Below are 26,240 nucleotides of genomic sequence, written 5' to 3' on the forward strand. Positions count from 1 at the left end.
GTATTAGCTTTCTCCCATGTATTTTTATTGTTCGGGTGAGGTTGTAGGTACCTCTGTATAATGTTGGATTTGTTATCTTGTTGTTATGTTAGTAAAGGTAAATATCTTTAAGTCGAAGATAAAAATATAAATTTCTACCTTAGGACGATCCCAAATACCACTAGTTTTACTAGTGGTATTTGGAGGTTAGGTGTGGCTTAGGGGACAGTGTAGGAAGATTGAGGGTTTGTTGATATTACACCGTTGATTACGCATGCGCTACCGGATCCCACACTAGGGATTTGAGCATTGGAAAAAGTAATTCTTCCATTTGACTGGTTAAATGATCCAGTAAGATTTCCAGCACATTCACCTGTTACCGCTTTCACAGATACATTTTGTATGGTTACAGTATTGTTAGCATTTCCGACGAGGTCATAGGGTAAGTTATTAAATACCACTCTATTGCACATATTTAGGAACCCCCTGATAATGCCATGCTGCCTACCTCAGCGCTGGCTCCAGTTGAACTCACACTGCCAGATAGTGAGCAGTTGAGCGAAATGCCTTTTTGAACGGTGAAAGTACCTACATTTGCGAGGCCTATAGCGCCTGAGGGCGACCAGGTTTCCGCATTTGCTAGCCCGATTATCCCAAAAGATGCCATGCAGAAAGAAGCTGCAGTAAGGATGTTTTTCATGGTAATAATATTCCTTATGTCTCTGTTAATTATTGATTTAGACGCATCGCTTGTACTTCACTTTATATGCGTCATTTTTATAAGTGATCATCATCGCTGGGGGTAATGAAATTTGGTTGTATTCAATAATAAGCTTGGGACAAATCCCAATACCTCCCACCAGTAAAGACGAATTGAGGCATTTGTTGGGGGGTGTCCTGTCTAAATAGACGTGAATTTAATTTTCAGTCGTAATTTTTTCTAGATTTAAGTGGTTAATTGTTTTTATTTTCGCGGGATTTAATTGTTGTTAGGTTTAAGTGCGCATATAAGAAAATATTTTATGCTTTTGGTGGGTTATTAAAAAATGTCTATTGTAAAGCTCTGTAATTTAAGGTTGTGTAGTTGTAGGAAAGTAAGAGTTGATATTGGTATTTTATTGCTGTTTAGGCTGGTGGGGTATCTCATAGTGTAAGTGATTTAAAATTTAATTAATCAATATTGAAAATTTAAATATAAGGTGGCCGTCTTAGTGTATTGTAGAATTATCGGTGGGAGTTTCTGATTGGTTTAGTATGTATTTCTTGTAATAGGAATATTTCGAAAGAGGTCTAGAATAGATTCAAATAAACACTGACCTGCTGTTTCACTTCTGGCTGGTACAGCCTGCGAGTTCACTTGTAAATTAGGATCACTATGGATATTTGCGGTGTCGATGATAATAAGCGCTTTTTTATCGCTAAGTAAATTAAGGTGTGGCTATATGGAAGATTAACGTTAGCGGTGGATCTAACAACCTCACTGATGTAGTAGCTTCGAATGAGATTTGGGTGCAGATACTTATACCCTGCCATCTTTACAATCTTTAGGGGACTAATTGCTGGAATGAGGAAGTACACTAAGCCTTATTCCCTGCTTCTCAGGTTGTTAAAACGCCCGCTATAGTTCATCAAGCGTCAAAAGTTGCTCTCGGAATCTTAGATAGACCCAATTGAATCGCTGCCTGGCACTAAAAGGCAAAAGCATCCCTGTTTCAAGGTGTATTGAGGAGTGTATGAGGGAAGAGCCAAGCTTTTGCCGATTTCTGTCGCTTGTAGGCTGTATTTACGAGGCTCTGGGCAATTTTGTTTGGTTTTTGCTCTCCCTGCTCCAGATTCATATTGCTATACTCCGCGCCCTTGAAAGCCCCCTGTCTTTATATGGAGAACTTGATGTCTGATTCACAGTGCGATATTGGCTTTATCGGCGCCGGTGTGATGGGTAAGAACCTGATCCTGAACCTGGCCGACAATGGCTATAGGGTCTGTGCCTTTGATTTGGATCACAACCGGCTGAATGCGCTGCTGGAGCAGGACAAGAAAGAGCGTGGAGACCTGCCTGCGCGTGTTGAAGCCTGCAACTCTTACACAGAGCTGTTGGCGAAGGTTAAAGCCCCGCACTTGATTATTCTCTCGGTTCCGGCTGGAGCCCCCGTTGATGACGTATGCAGCAAGCTACTCGATGCGGGCTTGAAGGCTGACGACATCGTTGTTGATACTGGTAACAGCCTGTGGACCGACTCTGTAGAGCGGGCTAAACGGTATGAAGGCAAATTGATTTTCTTCACCACCGCAGTATCCGGTGGCGAAGTGGGTGCTCGTTTTGGGCCGTCCCTCATGCCCAGCGGCGACCGTTATGCCTGGAGTCGTATTGAGCCAGTTTGGCATGCTATCGCCGCCAAAGTGGATAAAGCCAGCGGCCAGCCGATTGAGCGCTTTGAGCCTGGCAACCCGGTTCGCGAAGGTGAGCCCTGTGCGGCTTATATCGGCCCGATAGGCTCAGGCCACTATGTGAAGATGGTGCATAACGGTATTGAATATGCCGATATGCAGATGATCTGTGAGGCCTACCATGTGATGCGCACGGCGCTGGGTATGGCCCCAGAGGAAATTGCAGAAGTATTCCGCGAGTGGAACCGAGGCCCGCTGAACAGCTATCTGATCAATATCAGTGCGGAAGTGCTCTCTACCTTGGACTCCGTGACAGAACAACCGCTGGTAGACGTTATCCTCGACCGAGCAGGGCAAAAAGGTACTGGTCTCTGGACAGCCATGAGCAGCCTGGAAGTGGGCTGTCCGGCCCCGAGTATTGCCGAAGCGGTTTACGCCCGTTCATTATCTACCCGGAAGGTATTGCGTACCCGCGCAGCGAAGAAACTGCAAGGGCCTGAGTTGACACCAGTGGCTCCAGAGCAACGGGAAGAAGTGATTGCACAGCTGCACGACGCTCTCTACTGCGCAAAGATCTGTGTTTACGCTCAGGGCTTCGATTTGATGAAGCTGGCTGCGCGGGAGCAGGGATGGCAGTTGAACTTCTCTGAAATTGCCAGAATTTGGCGTGCAGGTTGCATCATTCGAGCAGTGTTCCTGCAATCTATTAGCGATGCTTACGATCGAGATTCCAAGCTTTCCAACTTGCTACTGGATGATTTCTTCACCCAGCAGATTGCCGATCACCAGGCCAACTGGCGCCAAGCGGTGGCGAGCGCCACTCTGAATGGTATTCCGGTGCCGGCCCTGTCATCGGCGCTCAATTACTACGATGCCTTCCGCACCGAGTCGCTGCCGGCGAACCTGCTACAAGGACAGCGTGATTTCTTTGGAGCCCATACCTTTGCGCGTGTGGACCAACCTGAGCAGCGCAAGTACCACGTTCAGTGGACCGAACCTGGCCGCCCAATGGTTGAGATCTGATTGATGGGGTAGGGGGAGGTGATACGTGCCATTCAGGGACGTATCACTATGTGAGTTCCCTAAAGAACGACCTCTTCTACCTCTTTGGCCAGAGCCTCCGCCTCTTGGCGGCTGGCTTTGGCCACCAGTTCCTCAACGCTAGCTGACTCGGTGTTGACGCCACCGAAGGCGGAGAGCAAGTCTTTGGTCAGGGCTGAGATCTCCAGAGCCATCACCGCAAAATCTGCATCAAACCGCTGGGCTGCACTTTCTGCATCGGCACTATCGGCTTTCTCCAGAAGCTCGTCACTGAATTTGATACGCTTTAGGGACAGCTGATCATCTACCAGGAATTCAACGCCCCCACGCCAGGTCAGCCCCAGCTTGTGCACTTGTAGTCCTGCCACCAAGTGATTGTGAATTTCCTCGGCACAGAGGTCCTGGTTTTTACAGCGGATAACACTGCCGCTGTCTTTGGGATCGCGCAACTCGCATTCGTGGCCAAAATCAAATTGAAGCGGTGCTTCAGGGGCACTGAGCCAGTGGGTCATCGTTTGCTGTGGCAGGTTCTTGGCGGAGAGTGGTACCACGGCAAGGCTACTGATAGCCTCGCGGAGGTTCTCCAGCAGTTCCTCGGCGGCGGAGGCAGAAGAGGCGTCAACCACTACCCAGCCATCCTGAGGTGCAATATAGGCATATTGCAGACGGGACCGGGCGAATGCCTTGGGACGCATTTCAAGGAGAATCTCGTCTTTAAGGTTTTGCCGCTCCTTGCGACCTACCTGCCTGGCTTCTTTTTCAGAAATAGCTTGTGCCAGCTCTTCAACTTTCTCATTGACTACCGCAGCAGGAATCACTTTTTCTTGCTTCTTAGCACAGACCATTAGGTAGCCATTAGTTGCATGCACCAACAGGCTGCCGTGGCGCCCTAGTGGAGGCACCCAGCCATAGCGAGTGCTGTCCTGACTGCCACAGGGAACAAATGCATGAGGCTCCAGCAATTCGTTCAATTTTTCAGCATCCAGGGAAAATTCTTTCGTCAAACGATAAATACGGAGGTTTTTAAACCACATACATCAGGCCATCTGTTTTCAGTTGCGAGTGCGGCCTGCATTATGCGGAAACCGGGGCGGGGCATCTAGAGCCTGTTAACACTAAATTGATGGGTTCTTTAAGTAGTTATCAAGCTCCAGAATATTACTGGTCCAAGGCGGTGAAAATTTGTTCAGCCGAACTTGTCAGGCCTGGCTGAACAAAGGTTTATTTGAGAATACTGTCTATTGCTTTGCCACTATCCTGCGAGAACTCTTCTGACTTATGGCCAAGCAGTTGTAGTGCGGTTGCGGCTATCTGATCCTGAAAAACGGCTTCTCCCCTGGATACTTCTCCCAAGGCCTTAATGTCTGGGCCCAGCGCGGCAATCCAGATCTCATTGGAGCCAGGTATTCCCGCTTTGTGGGGGTGGTCTTCTTTACCGAAGTATTGGGTCAGGGCCGGGCCACTGGCGTGGTGGGGCCAGGATTCAGCGGTGTTGCCGCGCCCGTGGTCAACGGTAATGAGTAGGTTGGTATTGTCTCGGTATTGATCAAGAGATTGCAGTGTCTGCCAGAGTTTGGCGAGTATCATGTCGCTCCGATGTGCGGAGTGGATATACTGGTGATATTCCTCATCGTGGGCAAAATCGTCAGTTTCACCCAGGGCAATGTACATTACCTTGGGCTTTTTGCTAATTAAGTACTCTTTTGCAAATCCATAGGTAAATGCATCGGGCCGCACGTTTTCCCAGAAAACCGGCAGTTGCCCCTGCAAATCATTGAGAAACCCTGCTCTTTGGCTCAATTTTGGCCAATCGGCAGCTTCCAGCCCCGCGTTAATGTAAATACCACTGCGATCACGATTAAGTATCGAGGAGAATACCCCCCAGCTACCGAATGCAGCGATTTGGCCTTTGTACTCAGATTTGCTGTTTAGCCACTCGAGAAAGGTAGTATTGGCATTGGGAGTTGGGTCGTTACTATTGATTTTGGGGTCGGCGGAGCCGGTTAAAATCTCATTGTAACCGGGATAGGAAAACCACCAGCTATTGGTAACTTGTGCTTTAGACCCCTTGTCGCGATTGCCAATTAAAACCCCTTCTTTAGCCACTGTTTGCCAGATAAAAGGTAATAATTTTTGACGTTTTTCGGTGAGTGAATCGCCGTGAAAGTGATTGATAAGGTCTTGTTTATTTTCAGTGAACTTTGTGTGGTTGAGAAGTTCAGGGTCATAACCTGAGAACACTTCCTGCCAGCGCAAACCGTCGATAGTAACTAATACGAGGTTGTCTGCGGCAAGGGATTGAGTAGAAAGAAACAGGGCCAGGATTGCTGTAGTCAATCTGTTCATTGAAAGAGCTCTTTGCATATTTTTGGGTTATTTATATTTGTCACAAATAATCAAAATTATTTTTCGACTATATTTATTATTTATTGCACTTTGTTTTTGAATCTACTGCTTGACTAAACATACGCACAATCGGCTAGCATTTCCAGCCGATTGTGTGGCTGCCAAAAAAATCTTAGAAATCAATAGTTGCAGAGAGTGAGGCTGTCCGTGGAGCACCAATCCAAGCACCGCCAGAGACGACAGTTCCTAAGTAATCCTCATCCAGTAAATTATTTATCACTAAATTCAGGTTGGCTCCCCGTAGTACCGGGCTAAATTCTTCCAGATTCATGCCCAGGTAGGCATCGACAACTATATAGGAGTCGGCTGTCCAGCTATTGTCTAAGTCGACAAAGCGATCTCCAGTAAACTTACTGGAGATGCCGCCGTAAAATATTTCAGAATTCCAATCCAGGCCAATCACATAGAGTTGATCAGCTATTCCGACCACATCATTCCCTGGCGTTATTCCTTGAGTTTCATCTACCGCTGAATTTCCTGAGCCAATGTAGGTAGTGTCCAGCAGGGTATAGGATGTATAGAGATTTAGAGTTTCTGATAGATCGTAGTCCAGGAAAAGTTCCAGACCATCAGATTCGATTCCACCGGCATTAAAATAAGTCCCATTGGTACCAATCAAATAGTTATTACCCGCGGAAGTATTGTTATCCAAGAAAATGATCCGGTTTTCAAAATCATTTTGAAAGTAGGTGGCAGTTGCCGAGAAATTATCGGCGGTATAGCGAAGCCCGAGCTCTGTGGTCTCTGAGGTTTCGGGTTCGATATTGTCGAGATCTGAATCGGGCCGCTCTAATACGCTGTCTCCAATCGCCTTAAAGTTTTCAGCGTAGCCTGCGAACAGCTCTGCACCTTCCAGGGGTGTTTCCCAAATCAAACCGGCGGAGAGCAGGATGTCTGAGTCAGAATCAACACTTGCATCGGAAGACTCCTGAAACAGATCTTCCCTTTCAACATCGACAAAGAACTGCTTGGCGCCCAGTGTCAAAGTGAGAGTGTCGATGGTCAGGGAGTTCTGTAAATACCACTTTGTGCTGGTTGAGGGGTAACTGCGGTCGTATTGCACCCAATAGGGTGTTGAATTGAAACTGGCACCTTGAGTCGCATCAGTGATTTTGTGCCAATCGCGGTGTTCGTCACGGGTGGAGTCTTCATACCAGAGGCCGCCTCGTAGCTCATTGTCTAACCCGGCGATGGTGGTAGCGTATGTAAAGTCTAGAGTCAGTCCGGTACGCTCTTTCTCATAATGAGTGTGCCGATAAGACATCGTGGGTATGGCGCCCTCTGCATAGCAATCTGGATTGTAGGCCGGTCCTGAATCGCCATAGATATTGGTGACTGACGCTATACATGTTTCATCGTAAGTAAGGGCGTTGCCATTGGCATCAACAAAATAAATGATGCCCGACTGGCTACCGCCATAGGCAGTTGAGCCGCCGAGGAACTCGGACTCGCCCTGTTCACTGTCATCTGTAATATCAACCAGGTAAGGGGGCACCCAGTCCCCACGGCCTTCGTTGCTGTGGTAGTAGAGTCCGGCCTGTAGATTGAATGAGTCTGTCAGGTCAAAATCGAACTGGGTGTAGGCCAGCAGGTTCTCGCGCAAGGTAGACCAGCCACGGCGATAGAGTTGATCGATATAGGGAATACCGGACCAGTTGCCGGTAAGGAAATCGTTTTCAGGGTACTCTTCAAATTGGGCGTCCGAATAGACTCGTTGATAATTATCTTCGTGGATATCGTCGTAAGATAGGTAGGCCTTGATGGTACCAGCTTCCAAGCTGGTCACTAGTTTTGCCGCGATGTGCTCTCGTTCATTCTCAGCAGTTTCAGTAATCCAGTCGGTCGCTTCCTGGTTAGAGTATGAGATCCAGGCTTTGCTGTTCCCGGCAAAAATACCAGTGTCATAGCGAAAATATACTCTCTGTGCATCAAATTCGCCTGTGGACAGTTCTATTCGACTGCGCTGTGTGTCCAAAGGATCATCAGTGCGATAATCAATAGTGCCTCCCAGGGCTTCGTGGGAACGTGAAGCGATATCTGAAGTACCCTGTGATACTTCTACTGAACCGATATTACCCGGATCAACAAAGCGGTTTGCTTTTGAGCCTCCACCGTAATTCGAACCGCCATTGGGAATACCATCGATGGTGGTGCCAATTTGCTGTTCATCTAAGCTGTTAGTAAATCCGCGAATACTGATATTGGTTGACCAGTCGTCAAAGCCGTAAGTATCTCCTTCATTGACTGAGACACCGGGGAGGTTATCGATCAATGCATTAACGCTGGTGATAGAGGACTGTTGCTTGCGCATTGCCTCAGATACTTCGCTGCTGTTAAAAGTGCTACCGGAGCCCAGAACCATTACTTCTTCAATTTGTGCGTTGCTGAGGTCTTCAGCGGTCACGGGACTGGCACTCATTATTGTGGCCACTGAAATGGCGGCTGCCAGGTAGGTCTTTTTAGTATTCATCGGGATACCCCAGTTTGTAGTGATTCAGCAAGTTTTAACCAGCCTGGTTAGCGGCTTGGGTTATTTGCGCGCGTACATTGACGCGTCTTGATGAATAATTCTTTACAGGGGTTAAACTCTTTTTACCCGTTGATGAATTAGCGGTATTTTGGAGGTGCCCGATACAAGAGTCACTTGTGACTGGTGGAATAATGTACTTAGAACTGGTGGTGATCTGGGGAGTAATATTGAATGGAGCTATGGAAATTAGAGCATTTGCGCTTTGGGCCGGGTTACTCCGGCCCTACATAAGCAAAATTAAATGGCAGCTTTTAATGAAATGCCGGTGCACGCTTCAATTGTTCCCCAGAGAACTCCCAGAACAGCATTCCAGACTTTCTCAATGGTGACTAACAGGAGTCCACGTAAAGTGTTGGCGAAGTTCTTGGCCATATCCTCCAGGGAGTCGAGAAAGTAATCTTGCAGATCGCCAGATATTTCATTAGATGCAATAGCTTTAACAATCATTTTTGTTTGCTGAGCCATTGCGGATAACTGGCGCTCGGAAAACCCCCTGAGTTCAGAAATATCACTGTTGATTACCGCAGAAGCTGCCCCTTTGATATCGGCAACGAGTTGGTTAACGTCAATAGACATAGTAATTTCCTCAGCGATTCAGAAAAGACTCATAAGTGAGTGCTTGGTCCATGGAAATAACAATTTCATTTTTGAATAGAGAAACAGCGGTTGCGTTTAGGCCCTTATCTTCATCTACCGTGCGCATCATGTTCAAACTTTCTGAAATTTTCTCCAGTGAAGCAACACTGGGGGTTCCCGCTCAAAGCTAATATTCCTGCCGGAGGTTTCCAAGTAGTTGTTAATCTTTTTGAGTAGTTTACTTTCAGGTGCGGGGCGGGTTTTCGATTGCATTGCCAGCGCATCCACTTTGCCGATCAATGCATGGTATCTCTCATCTCTTTTTGAGTAAGAATCTTTGTTAGTTCCACTGGAAACTGAAGAGAAAAATTCCATTATCTCTACATTGACAGTGGTTAAATCGGAGTATAGCGCAGCATCATAGCGCGGCGCCATTTGTGAGCATCCGCTAACTAGAATGGTAAGATAGGCTAAAACTGCAAAGATTGTTCTCGGCTGCCTTATCATGATCGCTCCCTCTTTAATTTTCATTTTAATAGTTCAATTCGGTTCTTTTCAGCCACCTAAAGAATGGCTGAGAGATATACAGTTCTTTCCAATTTTCTCGCCTGGGTACCCATTTATACCGGTTCCAATATCTCATGCGAGGTCGGCGAAATACTGGGATCATTTTTCTTTTCAAAGTAAGTCAGCAGTAAGCGAACAGCCTCCTGATTATCGAAATATCGGGAGTGAACTCGAGCTGCCAGTTTGTCCGGAAAAGTACCGTAAGACCCAATAATTCTCTCATAACAGTGGTGGCGTGCTGGGACCGCAGAACCACTGGCAAACCAGTCTGAGTGAGACTTGATATCAATCCACTCGATTAGATCTTTTCTTTGTGACAGTTGCTCTACTTCATTCTGCAGCCAAGGAGCTTGCTTACCCAGAACTTCGATTAGGGACCCCATTGTTAGGATACGGATTGGTTTACCGATGGGCGGAAGATCGGCAAAAAGGTCTACAGTAACAACACTGCCAAAACTATGTCCGACAATAGTTACGGAATCGTAGTCGTATAGTTTAATACTGTTTTCGAGCTGTTCTCTGACCCGTCGGATAATCTCAAAGCGGACTGCAGGCTTGCCCTTGGCCGCCGGCTCATTGGTGAGATAGCGCTTACAAAAGTCAGAAATATCTACTAGTAAGGCAACCGGCATAACAGCAACAACGGCAGTAGCAATCAGCCAGATCCGCCAGCCCCCTATATACTCAACACCTTGCTTGAGCTGTTGTACTGCGGGATAAAACGGGCTGTCACTGGTGGGCTCAACAGCTTCGACAAACAAAATGATGGTACCAATGTACCAAACAATAAAGGCTAATGCTGAAAGCGTTAAACCAAATGTCAGGTACTTTCGTTTAAGCACCCCTTTCCAAATATGGAGGTTGGCCAGCCAGAACCAGATTAGGGAGAAGCCTCGGGCTAAGCGGACTTTCAGGCTCTGCTGGGTAATACTAGGAACCAAGTCGTTCCAGTAAGCTTCAACCAGATCAAGCTCCTGTTCATCGTTGACCCTCAGGCGGTTGATGCCGGCGGGGACGGTAGGATCAGAAATCTGAGTGAGAGGCATACGCTCACTGGCTGCGATCATTCCCTCGGTGAACTCTGACAGTTGGGCGGTGCTGGTGACTCGTGTCAGTCCGGGCACCAGCATAATTAAGCTTCTTCTCATTGTTATTCCAATTGGCTCTATTCTGGAGATATAACCTTCTGCCAAGGTTTGCTCCTGCCTTTGTTTTTTCTGTGTGAAAATCGTTTCAGTAAGTGAGTATTTCCATATATAAGTACGCTAGCCAGTAGCTAGCTGCGGTGTATCTCAGTGTTGAAATTTTGTGCGATGGCCAGCTCTATACTAACCGAAGGACATTGGATATAGGTGCATGTCAACTGAATGTTACTCGATTTATATGTGATACAAAACGAGATGTAAATATAGAAAAGAAAAAGATTTATTGATTGGGAGGGGAAAAGCCGCTTCGTGGTTCTTTTCTTAAATTACTTGTCGGAAGTTATTTCATCGCGGTTAAGGGGGAGACTAGCGAAGGTGAAGATCTGTTGCTGCTTACACCGCACTCTATGGGGGAATCAGAAGCGACAGGTTAAAATTTACTCTACGGTTTCTTTTTGTAGTTCAACTAAAATAAATTCGTTGCCGTAGAGATCTTCAAAGTGGGCAAACTCTGCACCCCCTTCAGAAGTGGGTGGCTTGCTGAAGTGAACGCCATTTTTTGCAAGTTTTTTATATTCTCTGTCAAAATTATCTGTATAAATAACGGCACAAGGCTGCCCTGTAGTTTGTGCTCCCACTTTCTTTTGCTGGCTTTCAGAAGTTGCCTGAAGTAACCATATACCCATATCTTTTTGTGCCGGAAGTCGAATATGAACAAATCGATGCGGTGCTGCTTGAGAGTCAATAAATACTTCAAACCCCAATTTGTCACGATAAAAGGCAATAGCTTCTTCATAGTTGTTGACTAGGATTACCAGTCTGCCAATTGAGTTCATTAGGGGCTCCGTGATTGGCCTTATTGCTACTTCGATAAGAGGGATTATTTCTTTTTGGTTAATAGGTGTACAGTTTTTCAAATAGTTTTTATTTGAGTAGCCTATACCAAAATGAATGCTTTTAGCGTGAAGCTGATTAGCTGTAAAAGTTTACTGAAGTTACAAGATATTTGAACTGTACATGTTGAAAGCGGTGTCAGTTTCTGGGCCTTTACGCCAAGGTTGCCAAGTATTGGAATGAAAGACAGTCTCACCATTGTTGGCCATCTATGATGGAAACCGGACTTTCTATTGTTTATAGCCGATTACAGTGACTGTAAACGATCAGTATATTAATTAATGATTTTGAGGGATGGTTGGCAAAGTGAAAAGGATTTCATGTTTTTCTAAAGCTATAAACTCCGTTATGGTTTTTGTTGTTGTAGTGCTGTGCCTACTCGAGCCCAGGTCTTCGATTGCTTGTACCCGAATACTCTATGAAACTGGTGATAAGACCTATATTACTGCCCGTAGCATGGACTGGAGTGATACCGATGCAGCTATGGCATTTTGGGTTTTCCCTCAGGGGATGGAGCGCAATGGTGGCTTAGGCCCAAAATCTATTACTTGGACATCGAAGTTTGGCTCAATTGTTATCAGCATTTACGATGCAGCTACAACTGATGGGCTCAATGAAAAGGGCCTCGTAGGCAACCTTTTATACTTGGCTGAGGCAGATTATGGGAGTGCTGCCGATAGGGGTAAGCCGACTATCTCTGTTGGGGCCTGGTTGCAATACATCCTGGATAACTACGCAACGGTTAATGCTGCGGTAAAGGGGTTAAAGAGTGATCCATTCACCGTGGTTGGCGCAGATCTTCCCAATGGGAGACCCGCAAGTGCGCATATTGCAATTTCAGATCCCAGCGGTGATTCCGCTATTTTTGAATATCTTGACGGTGTGCTAAAGATCCATCACGGTAAGCAGTTTACGGTAATGACTAATTCACCACCTTATGATCAGCAGCTGGCAATCAACTCCTATTGGAATTCAATTGGAGGCCAAAACTTTCTACCGGGTACAATTAGTGCGGCGGACAGGTTTGTACGGGCGAGTTATGCTTTAAAAACATCACCAGAATATAAAAAGTATCGCGATGCATTAGCATCCGCATTCTCCCAAATTCGTGCTGTCAGCGTGCCGCTGGGAATGGATGATCCCGATAAACCCAATATAGCCTCAACATTGTGGCGGTCGGTTATTGATCAAAAAAGTAGCCGCTACTATTTCGACTCTGTTATTAGTCCATCAGTAATTTGGCTGGATATGGATAGTGTTGCTATTGAGCCGGGATCTAAAGTAATGACAATGAAATTAGATACTCCAATGGATACTGGTGGGGAAGTGGCATCTAAGTTGAGTCCTTCAGAACCCTTTAAGTTCCTCGCTCCAGGTAGCTGAATAAATACGATAACGAGAAGAGTCTAAGTCAATGCATGAATCATTTACTGTTCGGGAGATGACACGTAAAGAAGTGGAATTACTGGTTGACTGGGCTGCACTTGAAGGCTGGAATCCGGGGTTGCACGATGCAGAAATTTTCTGGAAAACAGATCCAGAAGCTTACATTGCGGCGGAAGTTCGGGGTGACTTGATCGGAGGAGGGGCAATTACTGCGTACGGTGATGATTTCGGTTTTATGGGATTCTTTATCGTTAGGCCTGAATTCAGAGGTCATGGGTTTGGTAACAGGCTTTGGTATATCCGACGGGACCGCTTAAAAACCCGGTTGAGGCCTGATGCAAGCATCGGTATGGATGGGGTATTTGCGATGCAGGATTACTATGGCCGCGGCGGTTTTAACTTCTCCCATCGGAATCTCCGTTATCGAGTCGAACTTTCTGCTTTTGAGGGTGTGAGTGCTCAATGCCCTGATGAAATTATCCCGCTTAGTGAAGTTTCTTTGGATCAAATAATTGCTTACGACAGGACCTGCTTTCCCGCAAGTAGACGGGTATTTCTGAAAGCATGGATTTCCCAGCCAGAGGCTCTGAGTTTGGGCTATGTCCAATTTGGAAGTCTTTGTGGCTATGGTGTAATCAGGCGTTGCCGCAATGGATGTAAAGTCGGTCCTCTGTTTGCAAATAGCTATAAAGTGGCAGATATGTTGTTGAAGCGACTGGTCTCATTTGCAGATGATGGACCTATCTTTCTGGATGTGCCGGAAAATAATCCTGCGGCTATGTCGCTGGCCAAGCACTATGGAATGGAGGAAGTTTTTGGCTGCGCAAGGATGTACCTGGGGCCAATGCCGGATATTGCGCGGGATCGAATTTTTGGTGTAACGACATTTGAGCTGGGTTGATGCACACGAGAAATTTGGAGGGTTACGCTGGGCGCCCGCCTCATCCCCGCTGGCCTGATCAGGCCCGCATTGCAATTCAGTTTGTCTTGAATTTAGAGGAGGGATCAGAATCCACCAAGCTAAACGGCGATACCCAATCTGAATCTTACCTGCATGAACTTCCTGGCAGGCCTGCACGGGTTGGAGGGCGGGATTTCAGTGTAGAGAGTATGTATGAGTATGGTTCTCGCGCTGGCGTCTGGCGGCTTCTCGATATCTTTAATACTTGCAACGTACCTTTAACAGTTTTTGCTACCGGTCAGGCGTTAGAGCTTAATCCGGTTTTAGCGCTGGCCCTGGTTGAAGCGGGACATGAGATTGCTGGCCATGGATACCGGTGGATTGATTATAAAGATACTCCTAAGGGTCGAGAAAAACACGATATTCAGCTCACTGTTAAGATAATCGAGCAGTTAACCGCTAGGCCTCCGTTTGGATGGTATACAGGCCGGGTAAGCTCCCATACTAGATCATTGGTACGGGAAATTGATGGATTACTGTATACGTCAGATTCCTACAGTGATGATTTACCATTCTGGGAACAGAAATCAGATTCATTGGTGGTGATTCCCTACACCTTGGTGAATAACGATATTCAGTACCTGCTGCCCAGTGGGTGCACGACTGCCGATGATTTCTTTTTATTGCTAAAAGGCGCTTTCGATCAGCTTTGGCGGGAAGGGAGCGTGAGTCCTAAGTTGATGAGTGTTGGACTACATGGGCGAGTCAGCGGCCACCCTGCCAGGGCTGCTGGAGTTTATCGTTTCTTGAAATATATCCAGGGATTCGAACCCATTTGGCTTTGTCGCCGCAACGAGGTAGCGCAACATTGGATCTCCAATTTCTCTACCGCTAGATAACTTGGGCGGTAGCTTTCCAGATTGCTTGTGTGCGGAAAATTTAGGCCTTCTGTATCCCCGTAAGTTTTCCTCTGTTATAGCAGCCGTTTCTGCTCTGAGGCTTTTGGAACTTCCCCGGCCACCTGCGGAGTTAAGAAATATTAAAATAGCCCAGTGGCTCTCTAACAATAGCTAGAAAGCAGTTTTTAGTGTGATTGATACGTTGGGTGTAGTAATTGGAGGGCGGAGTGGAAAGGCAAGGCTTCGGGCCTCGGGGTAATCCGAGGCCCGATCGGGCGGTTAGTCGCGAGTGGGAATTGCCTGGACCACTTTAATAAAGTAATCCCAGAAATTGGCGACACTCTGGATATGTACTTTCTCTTCAGGAGAGTGAGCGCGGCGAATAGTTGGGCCAAAGGAAACCATATCCCAGTTGGGGTAGGGCTTGGCCAGCAATCCGCACTCCAGGCCGGCGTGAATGACTTTTACTTCAGCTTCCTCGCCAGTCATATCTTTATAGACATCCTTCATCATCGCCAGCAGCGGTGAATCGGGATTTGGTGTCCAGCCAGGGTAGTCGTTGTCCAGTGTTGTTTCTGCACCTGCCAGCTGGAAGGTGGCGGCGACATTGAGGCCGTGTTGGTCGCGGGCACTGTCAGAGAGGCTGCGTACAAGACATTGGATTTTTACTCGATGCTCACCGTTCTCCTCCATTGTTACAACACGGGCCAGGTTGTTGGATGACTCAGCAATGCCTTCGAGAGCAGTGCTCATTCGCTCAACACCATTGGGGCAGCAGCGGATTGCGCGAATAAGGGTCAATTGGCTATCTGCGTCCAGGGTGTTGGCTGGAGTTTCGGTAGCTTCCAGGGTGATATCCAGTGCCGCTTCGTTGTCCAGTTCACGGGCAATTTGAGCGCTTTCGCTTCTTACAATTTCCTGTACTTTATCGACCGCTACTGAAGGCACAACCAGGGTTGTGAAGGATTCGCGGGGAATCGCATTGCGCAGGCTACCGCCATCCAGGCTGGCAATACGCAGCTCGGGGACCTGGGTTAGAGCGGCGTGGATAATGCGGTTTGCGATCTTGTTGGCATTGCCCCGGCCTTTGTCGATATCCAAGCCTGAATGCCCGCCACGGAGACCGCGAACAGAGAGTTTTACTGCTTCGGCACCGGGCAGGATCGCTTCTGGCGTATAGGGCAGGCTGACATTGACGTCGACACCGCCGGCACAGCCGATATACAGCTCGCCTTCATCTTCAGTATCCAGGTTGAGGAGCAGGTCAGCTTCAAAATAGCCAGGCTTAAGATTCTTGGCGCCGGTCATGCCCGCTTCTTCGTCAATTGTCAGCAGGGCTTCCAAGGCGGGGTGGGGAATATCAGTAGATTCCATCAGGGCCAGGATTGCGGCAACACCAATACCATTGTCTGCGCCGAGCGTGGTGCCTTCCGCAGTTACCCAGTCTCCATCCACGTAGGGTTTGATTGAGTCGGTGAGAAAGTCGTGCTCAGTGTCGGCATTCTTCTGTGGCACCATATCCACATGGCTCTGCAAGGCCAGTGTCTTGCGGTTTTCCATCCCTGGAGTGGCCGGCTTCTTGATAACAATATTGCCGATTTCATCCAGCTGAACGCCTAGGCCGCGTGCTTTAGCGAAGTTAACGATATGCTCCACTACGCGGTCTTCATGCTTGGATGGGCGTGGAATTTCACAGAGCTTGGAAAAGTGTGCCCACAGTGGAGCTGGGTTCAATTCAGCAATATTGCTCATGAGTGGCCTCGATTTATTCTATTGGTGCCGGAGCTATAAGCTAGCTGGCCGATCAAAGGCGGTGGGCTTTGGCCCCCGGCAGGAAAGCCCGGCGAGCGCCGGGCTTGGGTAAATGTGCAGGAATTTATTTTTGAGCCGCGTCGGCAGCCTTAGTTTTTTCAGCGTTCAGTTCAAAGGCGATGCGTCGTTTGTCTACATCGACAGATGCTACTTTAACTGAAACTTCCTGTTCTAGGTGGAAGCGTTGTTCATTGTGCGTAAGAACCAGGTGCTTGCCATCGAAGGCGGGCAGATTCTTCTTATCGCCATTCATGCGCACAAAGCCGTCAATACCAAAGTCGTCGAGTCGCACGCCGATGCCTGCGCCGTTTACCAGTGTGATTTTCCCTGTAAATTCCTGGCCAACTTTCTTCTCGATAAACTGAGCGTAGAGCCATTGCTCAAGGGCTCGGTTGGCCTGGCGACCGCGAACCAGGCTTTCCTGCAGGGATTCAATTTTATCATCGGCCAGGGTGGAGGCTTTCTCTCCCTGCGCAGCAGCGCGCAGAACGCGGTGGTTGTGCAGGTCGTTGTACTTGCGAATTGGAGAGGTGACGGTGGCGTAGGCCTCGAGGCCCAGTCCCAGGTGAGCCCCTACCTTGTTATCGAGCTGGCCCGGGCGCAGCATACGCTTGAGCACGGCGAGCAGGTTGTTCATCTGCGGCTCTTCATGGTTTTCCAGGTGCTTAACCAGTGCAAGGTAATGCTCCAGTTGCCCCAGATCGGCCTCTGCATGCTCAGGCAGCAGTTCTTTCAGCAGGCTGCGAACTTCTCCCATGCGCTCTTCGCGGAAGCCCAAATGAACAGAGAAGCAGCCCTGCTCAATCTCGGCGAGTTTGCCACCCATACTGATATTGGTAGCGAGCATGGCTTCCTCGACCATTCGCTGAGCGATATTGCGTTCCTGCTTTTCGATACGCTCGATCTTGCGCTGATCGTTCAAGCGGATTTCATAGTCCGGGCGATCTTCCATTGCCAGTGAGTGGCTGGCACGGTATGCGGCGCGCGCTTCGTAGATCGCCGCCAAATTACGCAGACTGTCCTGTTGCTCCTGGGGCACGGCGGAGTCGTCACCCTCAATAAAGCGGCTGACTTGTTCATAGCTCAGTTTGTGCTGGGAGCGAATAGCGGCAAATTCATAGCGGCTATTGCCAATGGTGCCATCGCTATCGATATCGATATGGATAACCAGGGCGGGGCGCAGCTCGCCGGGAACCAGGGAGAACAGGTTCTCACACAGGTTGCGTGGCAGCATAGGTAGGGTTTCGCCTGGTAAATACTGGCTGTGGGCCCGATTAAACGCCTCTTTATCCAGGGGGCTGTTCTCATCAATTAGCGACGATGGGTCTGCAATAGCAATGTGCAGGGTCCAGCCCCCGTCACGGCTGCTTACGGCCAGAGCGTCGTCCATATCGCGAGTGGTTTCTGCATCGATAGTTGCGAAGCCCAGCTCGGAAAGTTCGGTGCGCTCACCGGTAACTGTTGTCAGTTTCTCCGCAATTGTGTCCGCCTGCTTTTGTGCAGCGGCACCAAATTGCTCAGGTAGCTTGAATTGGGCGACAACATAGGCGTGTTCGATACCGGGCATATCGGGCTTGCCGATAACGGTTTCCACCTTGGCCTGGGCTCTGCCGTCTTTAAATGGATGGCGGTTTACTTTGCAGGCAATAAACTCTCCCGGCTGGGCCTTGCCGCGAGCCTTGGGAGGGAGAAAAATCCAGCGGGACAGGCCATTTTGCGTGGGCTGGATAAAGTGGCCCTGGCCGCGCTGTACATACTGGCCAACAAGGTAGTCGAGCTGGCTGTCGATCAATGCATCGAGCTCTGCCGCGAGTTTACCCTTGTTCTCTTCGGAGAGACTTACTCGAACCCGGTCACCGGGAAATACACGCTCCATTTCATTGGGAGGTAGGAAGGCTTCCCTCCCGTCATCCAACTCAACGAAGCCAAACTTGCCGTTACTGCCGCGAACCCGGCCTTCGGCAAACTCCTTACTGGAGCGAATATCTGTTTTCAGTTGCGAAAGTTGTTTTAGAGCGTCGGCATTCAGCATCGAGTTTATCTCTATGGGTCGATTTGGGCGCGGATTCTACCAGACCATGCGCAGAGGATGTAACGCGCTTAGGCGGTGGAAATGATCTTAGTTGTCAGTGTTGTGAGGTTTTCAAAAATTTTTGAAAAAATAGACATGTTAAGGAAGGCTTCAAAAGGTGGTTCTTTGCCAGAAGATTTATACAGGAATCGTGTTCTCTTGAGGGGCAGTTATAGGAAATTTATGCGAGAGCCGCCAGCGGTAGGAGAGGGTCCGGTATTCAATACCAATTGATGGAGAAATAAGAGCGTAGAGCTAGCCGCCTGGATTAATGACTGGGCGGCCCAAGTTATTCCGGGGTGAATGCCCGTCCTAAAACTGTGCTTCTAGTGTGATGCTTTAGCTATTGCAAGGCTCATGTGTGCAAAATATGCAAACTTTGTCTGTGGAAGCTGGATATAATCTTATTCCAGATAAAAACAGATAAGGGCTGTGGTTGTTCCCCAGCTGTAGAACCGGCCTTCCGGAGAGGAACAGTTAATGAGTATTTTTTCCCATTCCGCCTACGATAAACACGAACAAGTGGCGTTTTACCAAGATGCAAAGAGTGGCTTGAAGGCCATTATCGCGGTACACAATACGAATTTGGGTCCTTCACTGGGTGGCTGCCGCATGTGGCCCTACGCCGACGATGGCGAGGCCCTGAATGATGTTCTTCGCCTTTCCCGTGGTATGACTTATAAGTCTGCGATGGCTGGTCTCAAGTTGGGTGGTGGCAAAGCCGTAATTATTGGTGATCCGCGCAAGGAAAAGACCCCTGAGTTACTGCGCGCTATGGGTGAGTTTATTAATACCCTGGGCGGCCGCTATATCACCGCTGAAGATTCCGGCACAAGTGTGTCTGATATGAGTGTTATCGGTGAGACAACCGAGTTTGTTTCCGGCCTGTTTGCGGGCTCCGAGTATGGTGGTGATCCTTCCCCTTCGACTGCTTACGGTGTATTTGTCGGCCTGAAAGCTGCGGTGGAACACCGCTGGGGCAAGACTGACCTGACCGGCTTAAAAGTGTCTATTCAGGGTGTGGGCAACGTTGGTTTCCGCCTGGGTAAACTATTGAAAGATGCCGGTGCGGAACTGTTTGTCACCGATATTTTCCAAGACAACATCGATCGCGCGGTTACCGAGCTGGGTGCCATAGCCGTAACTGCCGATGAGATTTTTGACCTGGACGTAGATCTGTTTGCCCCCTGTGCGATGGGAGCAATTCTCAACGATGACACCATCAGCCGCTTGAAAGTGCAGGCTATTGCTGGTGCGGCCAACAACCAGTTGGCGGAAGAGCGCCATGCTGAAGTGCTTCGCGAGAAAGGTATTTTGTACGCACCGGACTATGTCATTAATGCTGGCGGTATTATCGACGTTTACTACCAGCAAAAAGGTGATTACGACGCTGAAGAAGTGCGCGCTCATATCGAAGAGATTGGCAGCACGATGAAAGAAGTGTTCGAGCGTGCCGATGAAACCGGCCAGACCACCGCTCACGTAGCGGACCGGGTTGCCGAGGAGCGCTTTGGTCACCATACGGTTGTAGGTGAGGCCGAAGATAAGTCTGGTACTGTGGCAGCGTAATGTTTTCAGCGCAGGAGTAGAGCTGGTGACCTGATTCCTTGGGCGATTGTCATCTCGCTTCTCTCTGTGATGTATTGATTTGGGCACTTCGGTGCCCATTTTTTTGCCTGGAATATTTGCTAAATTGCAGTTGGTAAAAGGTTTTGCTGACACTCTGGAGGAAAGCTGGCCTAAACTTGCCATCCTGAAATTGCGGTTTTTTAAAAGGGAGTGACAATATGGACTTGCGTCCGCTACTTATCAGCGTTGCCATCGCTATTACTGGCCTTACCGCTTGCGGAAAGTCTACCGATGATACGCCTCATGCGCTTTCGGTGGATAAGGAAGCAGCAGCCAGTAGTAAGGCTGCTGCATCCGATAAAGAGGCGTATGTCCCGCCACCCAAGTTGGAGATTCCTTTCCATAAGGAAGTATTGCCCAATGGCTTGACGGTGATTGTGCATGAAGACCACAAAGCCCCCGTTGTTTCTACCAATCTCTGGTACAAAGTAGGCTCTAAGGATGAGCCGCCAGGTAAAACCGGATTTGCTCATTTATTTGAGCACTTGATGTTTAACGGTAGCGAAAACTTTCCAGGGGAATATTTCGAACCCTTCCAGCGCTCTGGGGCCACCGATATGAATGGCACCACCAGCAATGACCGTACCAATTATTTTGTCACCGTGCCCAAAGGCGCCCTGGATATGGCGCTGTGGATGGAGTCCGACCGAATGGGGCATTTCAAAGGTGCAATTACCCAGGAGGTTTTGGACGAGCAGCGCGGTGTTGTAAAGAATGAAAAGCGCCAGGGGGAGAATGCACCTTATGGCAAAGCGTTCGATATTATTGCCAAGAGCACCTTCCCCAAAGGACACCCCTATTCGTGGACGCCGATTGGCTCGATGGAGGACCTGGATAACGCCAGTCTTGAAGATGTCAAAAAATGGTTTGAGGACCATTATCAGCCCGCTAATGCAGTTTTGGTAATTGCGGGTGATGTTACGGTCAAAGATGCGATGGCCAAGGTGCGCAAATATTTTGGTGATATCCCGAGCACAGGAGTACAACCGCGCATTAAGAATTGGGAATTACCCACCCAAGTGAAAAAGAGGGAGGTGGTTTACGACCAGGTGCCCCAAACTCGAATTTACAAGGTTTGGAATGTGCCTGCAGTGGGTAGTGAAGTTGAAGACGCGCTGGAATTAATGACTTCCCTTCTCGCTAATAGAAAAAACTCTCTTCTTTACCGCCGTTTGGTTCGCGATGAGCAAGTGGCCACCAGTGTCAGCGCTTTTTATTACGGCCGTCAGCTTGCAGGTCAGTTGATGATTATCGTCGACGTGAAACCTGGGCAGTCTGTAGAAAAAGTTGAAGATTTACTGAATAAAGAATTAAAGGAATTCGCAAAAAATGGTGTGAATGCAGATGAGCTGCGCCGGGTTAAACAGAGTGAGTTTGCCGGGCTGGTAAAGGGGTTGGAAAAAACCGGTGGTTTTGGTGGTAAGAGTGACATCCTTGCCCAGTCGGAGTTTTATTTTGGCGATCCCGGAGCCTTGATAGAAGGCGTGGAGGATTATGCAAAAGTATCCGCTCTCGAAGTTCAAGAAGTGGCTGAGCAGTGGTTGAAAGAGGACTCCTACACCTTAATTATGGAGCCGAAGCAGAAGTATACGGCAGCGGCGGAGGGTGCTGACCGCAGTAAACTTCCTGAGGTAGACAAAAATGTAGAGCTGGAACTGCCAAAACAAAAAGAATTTACCCTCAAAAATGGATTAAAGGTTGTTCTGGCCGAACGCCACGATACTCCCGTTGTACTGATGAATCTACAATTTCGCAGTGGCGCCTCCGCAGATAAAAATAAGCCGGGTCTGGCTTCAGTTGCGGCGCAAATGCTGAACGAAGGTGCGGGTGATCTGGATAGCCTGGAATTTAGCTCTCGCTCAGAAGAGCTTGGTGTAAATATTGGTGGTGGTAGCGGCCTTGATTATAACAATATCAGCATGAGTGCCCTTAAGACGCAGCTGGAGCCATCGCTGGAGCTATTTGAGAAGGTGGTTACTGAACCTCGTTTCCCAGAGTCCGACCTGGAGCGGGTTAAGTCCAATCGCCTGGATGCAATAGCCCAGGAAAAAGCCCAGCCTCAGGGCTTGGCTATGCGTGAACTGCCGCCGCTGCTATTTGGAGAAAACCACCCTTATGGCTCTCCCTTGACGGGATCGGGTACTCCCGAGGGAATTAAGTCCATAACCCGTGAGGATCTGGTTAATTTCCAAAAGACCTGGGTGCGACCGGATAATGCAACCCTGACGATCGTGGGGGATGTTACTGAAAAAGAAATAGAGCCTCTGCTGAATGAAACTCTCGGAAAGTGGACTGCTCCTAAATCAGAGCTTCCCAAAATTGAAGTTGCCAAGGTGCCCCGCCCAGAAAAAGCTCGAGTTTATTTGCTTGACCGGCCCGGCGCACAACAGAGTTATATCATGGCAGGTCTGCTGATGCCGCCTTGGCAGCCGCAGGGAGCTGAAGCTTTTGATGCGATGACAAATATTATTGCCGGAAAGTTTACGTCCAGGGTCAATATGAATCTTCGTGAGAACAAGCATTGGTCCTATGGTGCCCGCGCGGTTTCCCTGGATACTGAAGGGCAGCGTCCCTATATTCTCTTTGCTCCTGTGCAAACTGATAAAACAGCTCCAGCCATTAAAGAATTGGTAAAAGAGTATGAGGAGTATTTAGGGGAGCGCCCTATTACTGCGAAAGAGCTTGAGGACTACCAGAATGATGAAGTCCTGAAGCAAAGTGCTCGATTCCAGACCAAAGGGCAGTTGCTTTCCAGTATTAATTGGCAGGTGGAGAAGGGGCTTCCAGAGGAATATATTGCCGAATACCCACAGCGGGTTTCAGCACTGAATAAGGAAAAAGTGGAGGCCTCCGCGAAGGAGTATCTTGCGCCAGATCAATTCACCTGGGTGATTGTTGGGGATCTAAGTAAGATTAAAGGCGAGGTTGAAGCCTTGGATATTGGCCCCGTTGAGGTGCTTCCAGCAAAGGACTGACTGAAATTATTTCCCCGCCCTGTTTGGGCGGGGAAATAAGGTTTAAGCTTTAAAACTGGGGCGCTCTTTAAGTTGTTCACGCCAGCGGACTACGTGGGGGTGCTCTTCAGTATTGGGTCGTAAGTCCTGAATCTTTCCGAAGTCCATGCAGGTCACCATGGCAATATCTGCTACGGAGAAGTAGTCTTCAACCAAGTATTGATGATCTGATAAATGATCGTTAAGGATGCCAATAAATTTCATGGCCTCCTTGCCGCAGTCCTTCCCAAACTCTGGATAAACGTTCATCCGGTCTTTAAAGAAACCAGTTACATGCTGAAAATTCATAGCAATGTGATACATCATGTTGAAATCAGCACGACGATTCCACATTTCAACCTGAGCCTTTTCTTTTGCATTTCTGCCAAATAGAGGGGGCTCTGGATGTAGTTCTTCAATATATCGTTGAATGGCGGCTGATTCGGAAATATGTGTGCCGTCCTCAAGCTCCAGTAAAGGAACTTTTTTCAAAATATTCTTATTCCCATACTCTGCTGTAAGGTTTTCCCCTTTAGCGATATCTACTGTTACATATTCGATATCCACACCTTTTTCTGCCATAAACATGCGAACACGTCGACAGTTTGGTGCTGCTGCGAACTCATAGATTTTCATAGAGGCTTCCTCTCGCCTGGGTAATTGCGTAGATTGTGCGATCTTGGTAAAGGACGTTAAGAATCTAAAAGAGATCTACTGGGGACGACAATGACAACAAAGACCAACCGAAGCTACTTTGTCAACCGCGCAGCCGCCGTGGCTTTGTCGGTATTTGCTGGGCTTTTTAGTTTACAGGCTGGGGCCGAGAGCATCGCAATTTACGCTGGCAAATTATTTGATAGCAGTAATGGAAAATTATTGGAAGACCGCACCATTCATATTGTCGATGGGCGGGTTGAGTCAGTACAGAAGGGGTTTGCCAAGCGCGATCGAGAGCGCTTGGTCGACTTGAGAGAATATACGGTATTGCCAGGTTTGATGGATATGCACAGCCATCTCACTTACGAGTTTGGGCCGCGTGCTTATATGGAGTCTTTCAGCTGGAATACTGCCGATTTTACCTTGCGCGGCGTGGATGCTGCACATCGCACTCTGCAGGCTGGATTCACCACGATTCGAAATCTTGGTGATCACGACAATGTGACTGTGAGTTTACGTAATGCAATCAACAAAGGCCTGGTGGAAGGTCCGCGTATTTATACGGCGGCAAAGACAATCGCAACTACCGGTGGGCACGCTGACCCCACCAATGGGCTCAGGCAGGACTTGATGGGAAACCCTGGCCCGGTGGATGGTGTTATTGATGGGCCGATCAGCGCGCGCAAAGCGATTCGTCAGCGCTATAAGGACGGCGCTGACTTGATCAAGATCACCGCGACTGGTGGAGTCTTGAGTGTGGCAAAGAGCGGCCAGAACCCACAATTTATGCAGGATGAGCTGGAGGCAATTGTTGAGGCTGCTAAGGACTATGGTTTCACAGTTGCAGTACATGCCCACGGTAAGGAGGGAATGATTCGCGCAATTCGTGCTGGAGTGGACTCCATTGAGCACGGCACCTATATGGATAATGAAGTGATGGACCTGATGCGCCGTAACAACACCTGGTTTGTGCCGACTCTAATGGCTGGTGAGTGGGTGACAGAAAAATCGGCGATTGAAGGCTTCCTACCAGACCTGGTGCGCCCGAAAGCCGCGACTATGGGGCCTTTAATGCAGGATACTTTTAGCCGCGCTCACAAGCGCGGAGTAAAAATTGCGTTTGGAACCGATACCGGTGTTACCCGTCACGGCGATAATGCCCGTGAATTTTTACTGATGGTGCAGGGTGGAATGAGCCCGGCCGATGCATTGCGTTCAGCGACTTGGAACGCGGCCCAGCTGCTGCAAGTACAGGATGAACTGGGCAGCATTAGCGAGGGCAAGATAGCTGATATTATCGCTGTGGCTGGAAATCCCCTGGAAGATATTTCGGAAATGCAACGGGTTCTGTTTGTAATGAAAGAAGGCGTTATTTACAAAGAGTCCAGCGAGTTGCCAAGTGATGTGTTTCTTGAGCAAGATATCAGCGGTTAGTCGGTAGAGAAGAATGGCAGTGAAACAGCAAGGCTGTTGTGCTGTTTCACTGCTGGCAAGACATTAGCTACTACGGGGCAGCAGGGAAGAATCGAAATACGCTGTGAATATATTCAAGCCCCGAATGGCCCCAAGCACCGTGTATCCTTCCTGCCTCCGTATGTGAGTAGCTATTGCTCCGTATTAGTCCTCGAGTTCGTATACCAGATCCAGATTGACGGTAAGGGTGGTTTCTCCCGGCGATATAGGGGTGGAAGCGCTGTCTGCCATCCTGGCCTTTTCAGCGAACATCATGGGGCGTGGCATACCGCCGTTGCCATTTTCTGAAATACTGACAATGCGACGCACTTTTGTACCCAGCGCTTTGGCGTACATTTCTGCACGTTCCTGGGCGTCTTCAAGGGCTTTTTCCCGGGCTTTGGCTTGAACTGGAGCAGGTTCACCAATTTCGAAGCTCGGACCGTTGATCTGGTTGGCTCCAGCGGCAGTAAGATTGTCCAAGACCTTGCCGAGTTCATCCAGTTTGCGAACCTTCACGCTGACGGTATTTCGCGCGGTGTAACCAGTGATCCGGGGTTTTTTGTTTTGCTGGTACTGGTAGCGCGGAGACAGGTTAACGCCTGTGGTTTGAATATCTTTCTTGTTGATACCCGATTTTTTGATGGCGGCCATTAAAGACTCCATCTGATTGGCGTTATCGCGCATTGCCTGTTTGCTGTCCTCTGACTCGGTTACCACTCCGACAGAAATTTTTGCGATATCAGGAACCTGACTTGCCTCCCCCCGTGCAGCGATGGATACCATGGTCCCCCGGTCTTCTGGAGCCCGCTCGTTACCACAGGCGGTGGCGAGCAGGGCGAGAAGGGAAATTACTGAAATTTTTACTGCTTTCATAACGCTTCCTTATCCATTGAGTGCTGATTGTTGCGACG

At 48.6% G+C, this 26,240-nt stretch carries 20 protein-coding genes; 7 read left to right on the forward strand and 13 right to left on the reverse strand.

Annotation, left to right across the window (positions count from 1 at the left end):
- Nucleotides 1-197: 197 nt before the first annotated feature.
- Entirely contained in the window at nt 198-452 is a 255-nt protein-coding gene (locus P0078_RS24810; RefSeq protein WP_502867287.1) for a PraA/PraB family alkane oxidation protein activator, read from the reverse strand.
- Nucleotides 453-454: 2 nt separating this feature from the next.
- Nucleotides 455-679 carry a PraA/PraB family alkane oxidation protein activator gene (locus P0078_RS24815; protein ID WP_502867288.1) on the reverse strand — a complete coding sequence of 75 codons (225 nt, stop codon included), beginning with the start codon at nt 677-679 and terminating at the stop codon, nt 455-457.
- 1,190 nt (nt 680-1,869) lie between these two features.
- Between P0078_RS24815 and gnd the strand changes: the two genes are divergently transcribed.
- Nucleotides 1,870-3,390, forward strand: a complete 1,521-nt coding sequence (gene gnd / locus P0078_RS21885; protein ID WP_282932002.1) for an NADP-dependent phosphogluconate dehydrogenase — start codon at nt 1,870-1,872, stop codon at nt 3,388-3,390.
- 59 nt (nt 3,391-3,449) lie between these two features.
- Here gnd and rdgC read toward each other — a convergent pair whose 3' ends face one another.
- The 7 genes from rdgC to P0078_RS21920 all read right to left on the reverse strand — a co-directional run bounded on the left by rdgC (nt 3,450) and on the right by P0078_RS21920 (nt 11,468).
- Nucleotides 3,450-4,442, reverse strand: a complete 993-nt coding sequence (gene rdgC / locus P0078_RS21890; protein WP_282932003.1) for a recombination-associated protein RdgC — start codon at nt 4,440-4,442, stop codon at nt 3,450-3,452.
- Nucleotides 4,443-4,629: 187 nt separating this feature from the next.
- A complete protein-coding gene (locus P0078_RS21895) occupies nt 4,630-5,754 on the reverse strand; it encodes an alkaline phosphatase family protein (RefSeq protein WP_282932004.1) in 1,125 nt (374 codons plus the stop codon).
- Between the two features lie 172 nt (nt 5,755-5,926).
- Complete coding sequence (locus tag P0078_RS21900) at nt 5,927-8,284, reverse strand: TonB-dependent receptor domain-containing protein (protein ID WP_282932005.1); 2,358 nt, start codon at nt 8,282-8,284, stop codon at nt 5,927-5,929.
- 297 nt (nt 8,285-8,581) lie between these two features.
- Nucleotides 8,582-8,920 carry a hypothetical protein gene (locus P0078_RS21905; protein ID WP_282932006.1) on the reverse strand — a complete coding sequence of 113 codons (339 nt, stop codon included), beginning with the start codon at nt 8,918-8,920 and terminating at the stop codon, nt 8,582-8,584.
- Nucleotides 8,921-9,052: 132 nt separating this feature from the next.
- On the reverse strand, nt 9,053-9,451 hold the full coding sequence (locus P0078_RS21910) for a hypothetical protein (protein ID WP_282932007.1): 399 nt from the start codon (nt 9,449-9,451) through the stop codon (nt 9,053-9,055).
- An 89-nt stretch (nt 9,452-9,540) separates the two neighbouring features.
- Nucleotides 9,541-10,635 (reverse strand): alpha/beta hydrolase family protein, encoded by a 1,095-nt coding sequence (locus P0078_RS21915; protein WP_282932008.1) that lies wholly within the window; start codon nt 10,633-10,635, stop codon nt 9,541-9,543.
- Between the two features lie 434 nt (nt 10,636-11,069).
- A complete protein-coding gene (locus P0078_RS21920; protein WP_282932009.1) occupies nt 11,070-11,468 on the reverse strand; it encodes a VOC family protein in 399 nt (132 codons plus the stop codon).
- 364 nt (nt 11,469-11,832) lie between these two features.
- Here P0078_RS21920 and P0078_RS21925 point away from each other — a divergent pair, with 364 nt between their 5' ends.
- The 3 genes from P0078_RS21925 to P0078_RS21935 are packed head-to-tail and all read left to right on the forward strand — an operon-like array spanning nt 11,833 to nt 14,712.
- On the forward strand, nt 11,833-12,909 hold the full coding sequence (locus P0078_RS21925) for a linear amide C-N hydrolase (protein WP_282932010.1): 1,077 nt from the start codon (nt 11,833-11,835) through the stop codon (nt 12,907-12,909).
- A gap of 31 nt (nt 12,910-12,940) precedes the next feature.
- Nucleotides 12,941-13,813 carry a GNAT family N-acetyltransferase gene (locus P0078_RS21930; protein ID WP_282932011.1) on the forward strand — a complete coding sequence of 291 codons (873 nt, stop codon included), beginning with the start codon at nt 12,941-12,943 and terminating at the stop codon, nt 13,811-13,813.
- Nucleotides 13,813-14,712, forward strand: a complete 900-nt coding sequence (locus tag P0078_RS21935) for a polysaccharide deacetylase family protein (RefSeq protein ID WP_282932012.1) — start codon at nt 13,813-13,815, stop codon at nt 14,710-14,712. The genes P0078_RS21930 and P0078_RS21935 overlap by 1 nt, the downstream gene beginning before the upstream one ends.
- 279 nt (nt 14,713-14,991) lie before the next feature.
- On the opposite strand, the gene P0078_RS21940 is transcribed toward P0078_RS21935, so the two are convergent.
- A complete protein-coding gene (locus P0078_RS21940; RefSeq protein WP_282932013.1) occupies nt 14,992-16,464 on the reverse strand; it encodes an aminoacyl-histidine dipeptidase in 1,473 nt (490 codons plus the stop codon).
- Nucleotides 16,465-16,588: 124 nt separating this feature from the next.
- On the reverse strand, nt 16,589-18,556 hold the full coding sequence (locus tag P0078_RS21945; protein ID WP_282932014.1) for a VacB/RNase II family 3'-5' exoribonuclease: 1,968 nt from the start codon (nt 18,554-18,556) through the stop codon (nt 16,589-16,591).
- Nucleotides 18,557-19,075: 519 nt separating this feature from the next.
- On the opposite strand from P0078_RS21945, the gene P0078_RS21950 reads away from it, so the two are divergent.
- A complete protein-coding gene (locus P0078_RS21950; RefSeq protein WP_282932015.1) occupies nt 19,076-20,164 on the forward strand; it encodes a Glu/Leu/Phe/Val dehydrogenase dimerization domain-containing protein in 1,089 nt (362 codons plus the stop codon).
- Between the two features lie 218 nt (nt 20,165-20,382).
- Nucleotides 20,383-23,199: a M16 family metallopeptidase gene (locus P0078_RS21955; RefSeq protein ID WP_282932016.1), complete on the forward strand. Its 2,817-nt coding sequence runs from the start codon at nt 20,383-20,385 to the stop codon at nt 23,197-23,199.
- Between the two features lie 42 nt (nt 23,200-23,241).
- Here P0078_RS21955 and P0078_RS21960 read toward each other — a convergent pair whose 3' ends face one another.
- Nucleotides 23,242-23,853, reverse strand: a complete 612-nt coding sequence (locus P0078_RS21960; RefSeq protein WP_282932017.1) for a glutathione S-transferase family protein — start codon at nt 23,851-23,853, stop codon at nt 23,242-23,244.
- A 90-nt stretch (nt 23,854-23,943) separates the two neighbouring features.
- Here P0078_RS21960 and P0078_RS21965 point away from each other — a divergent pair, with 90 nt between their 5' ends.
- A complete protein-coding gene (locus P0078_RS21965; protein WP_282932018.1) occupies nt 23,944-25,308 on the forward strand; it encodes a metal-dependent hydrolase family protein in 1,365 nt (454 codons plus the stop codon).
- 183 nt (nt 25,309-25,491) lie between these two features.
- Here the strand turns inward: P0078_RS21965 and P0078_RS21970 are convergent, their stop codons facing one another.
- Entirely contained in the window at nt 25,492-26,202 is a 711-nt protein-coding gene (locus P0078_RS21970) for an SIMPL domain-containing protein (RefSeq protein ID WP_282932019.1), read from the reverse strand.
- Between the last annotated feature and the right edge of the window lie 38 nt (nt 26,203-26,240).

The sequence above is a fragment of the Microbulbifer sp. VAAF005 genome (assembly GCF_030012985.1).
In the GTDB taxonomy this organism is placed as follows: domain Bacteria; phylum Pseudomonadota; class Gammaproteobacteria; order Pseudomonadales; family Cellvibrionaceae; genus Microbulbifer.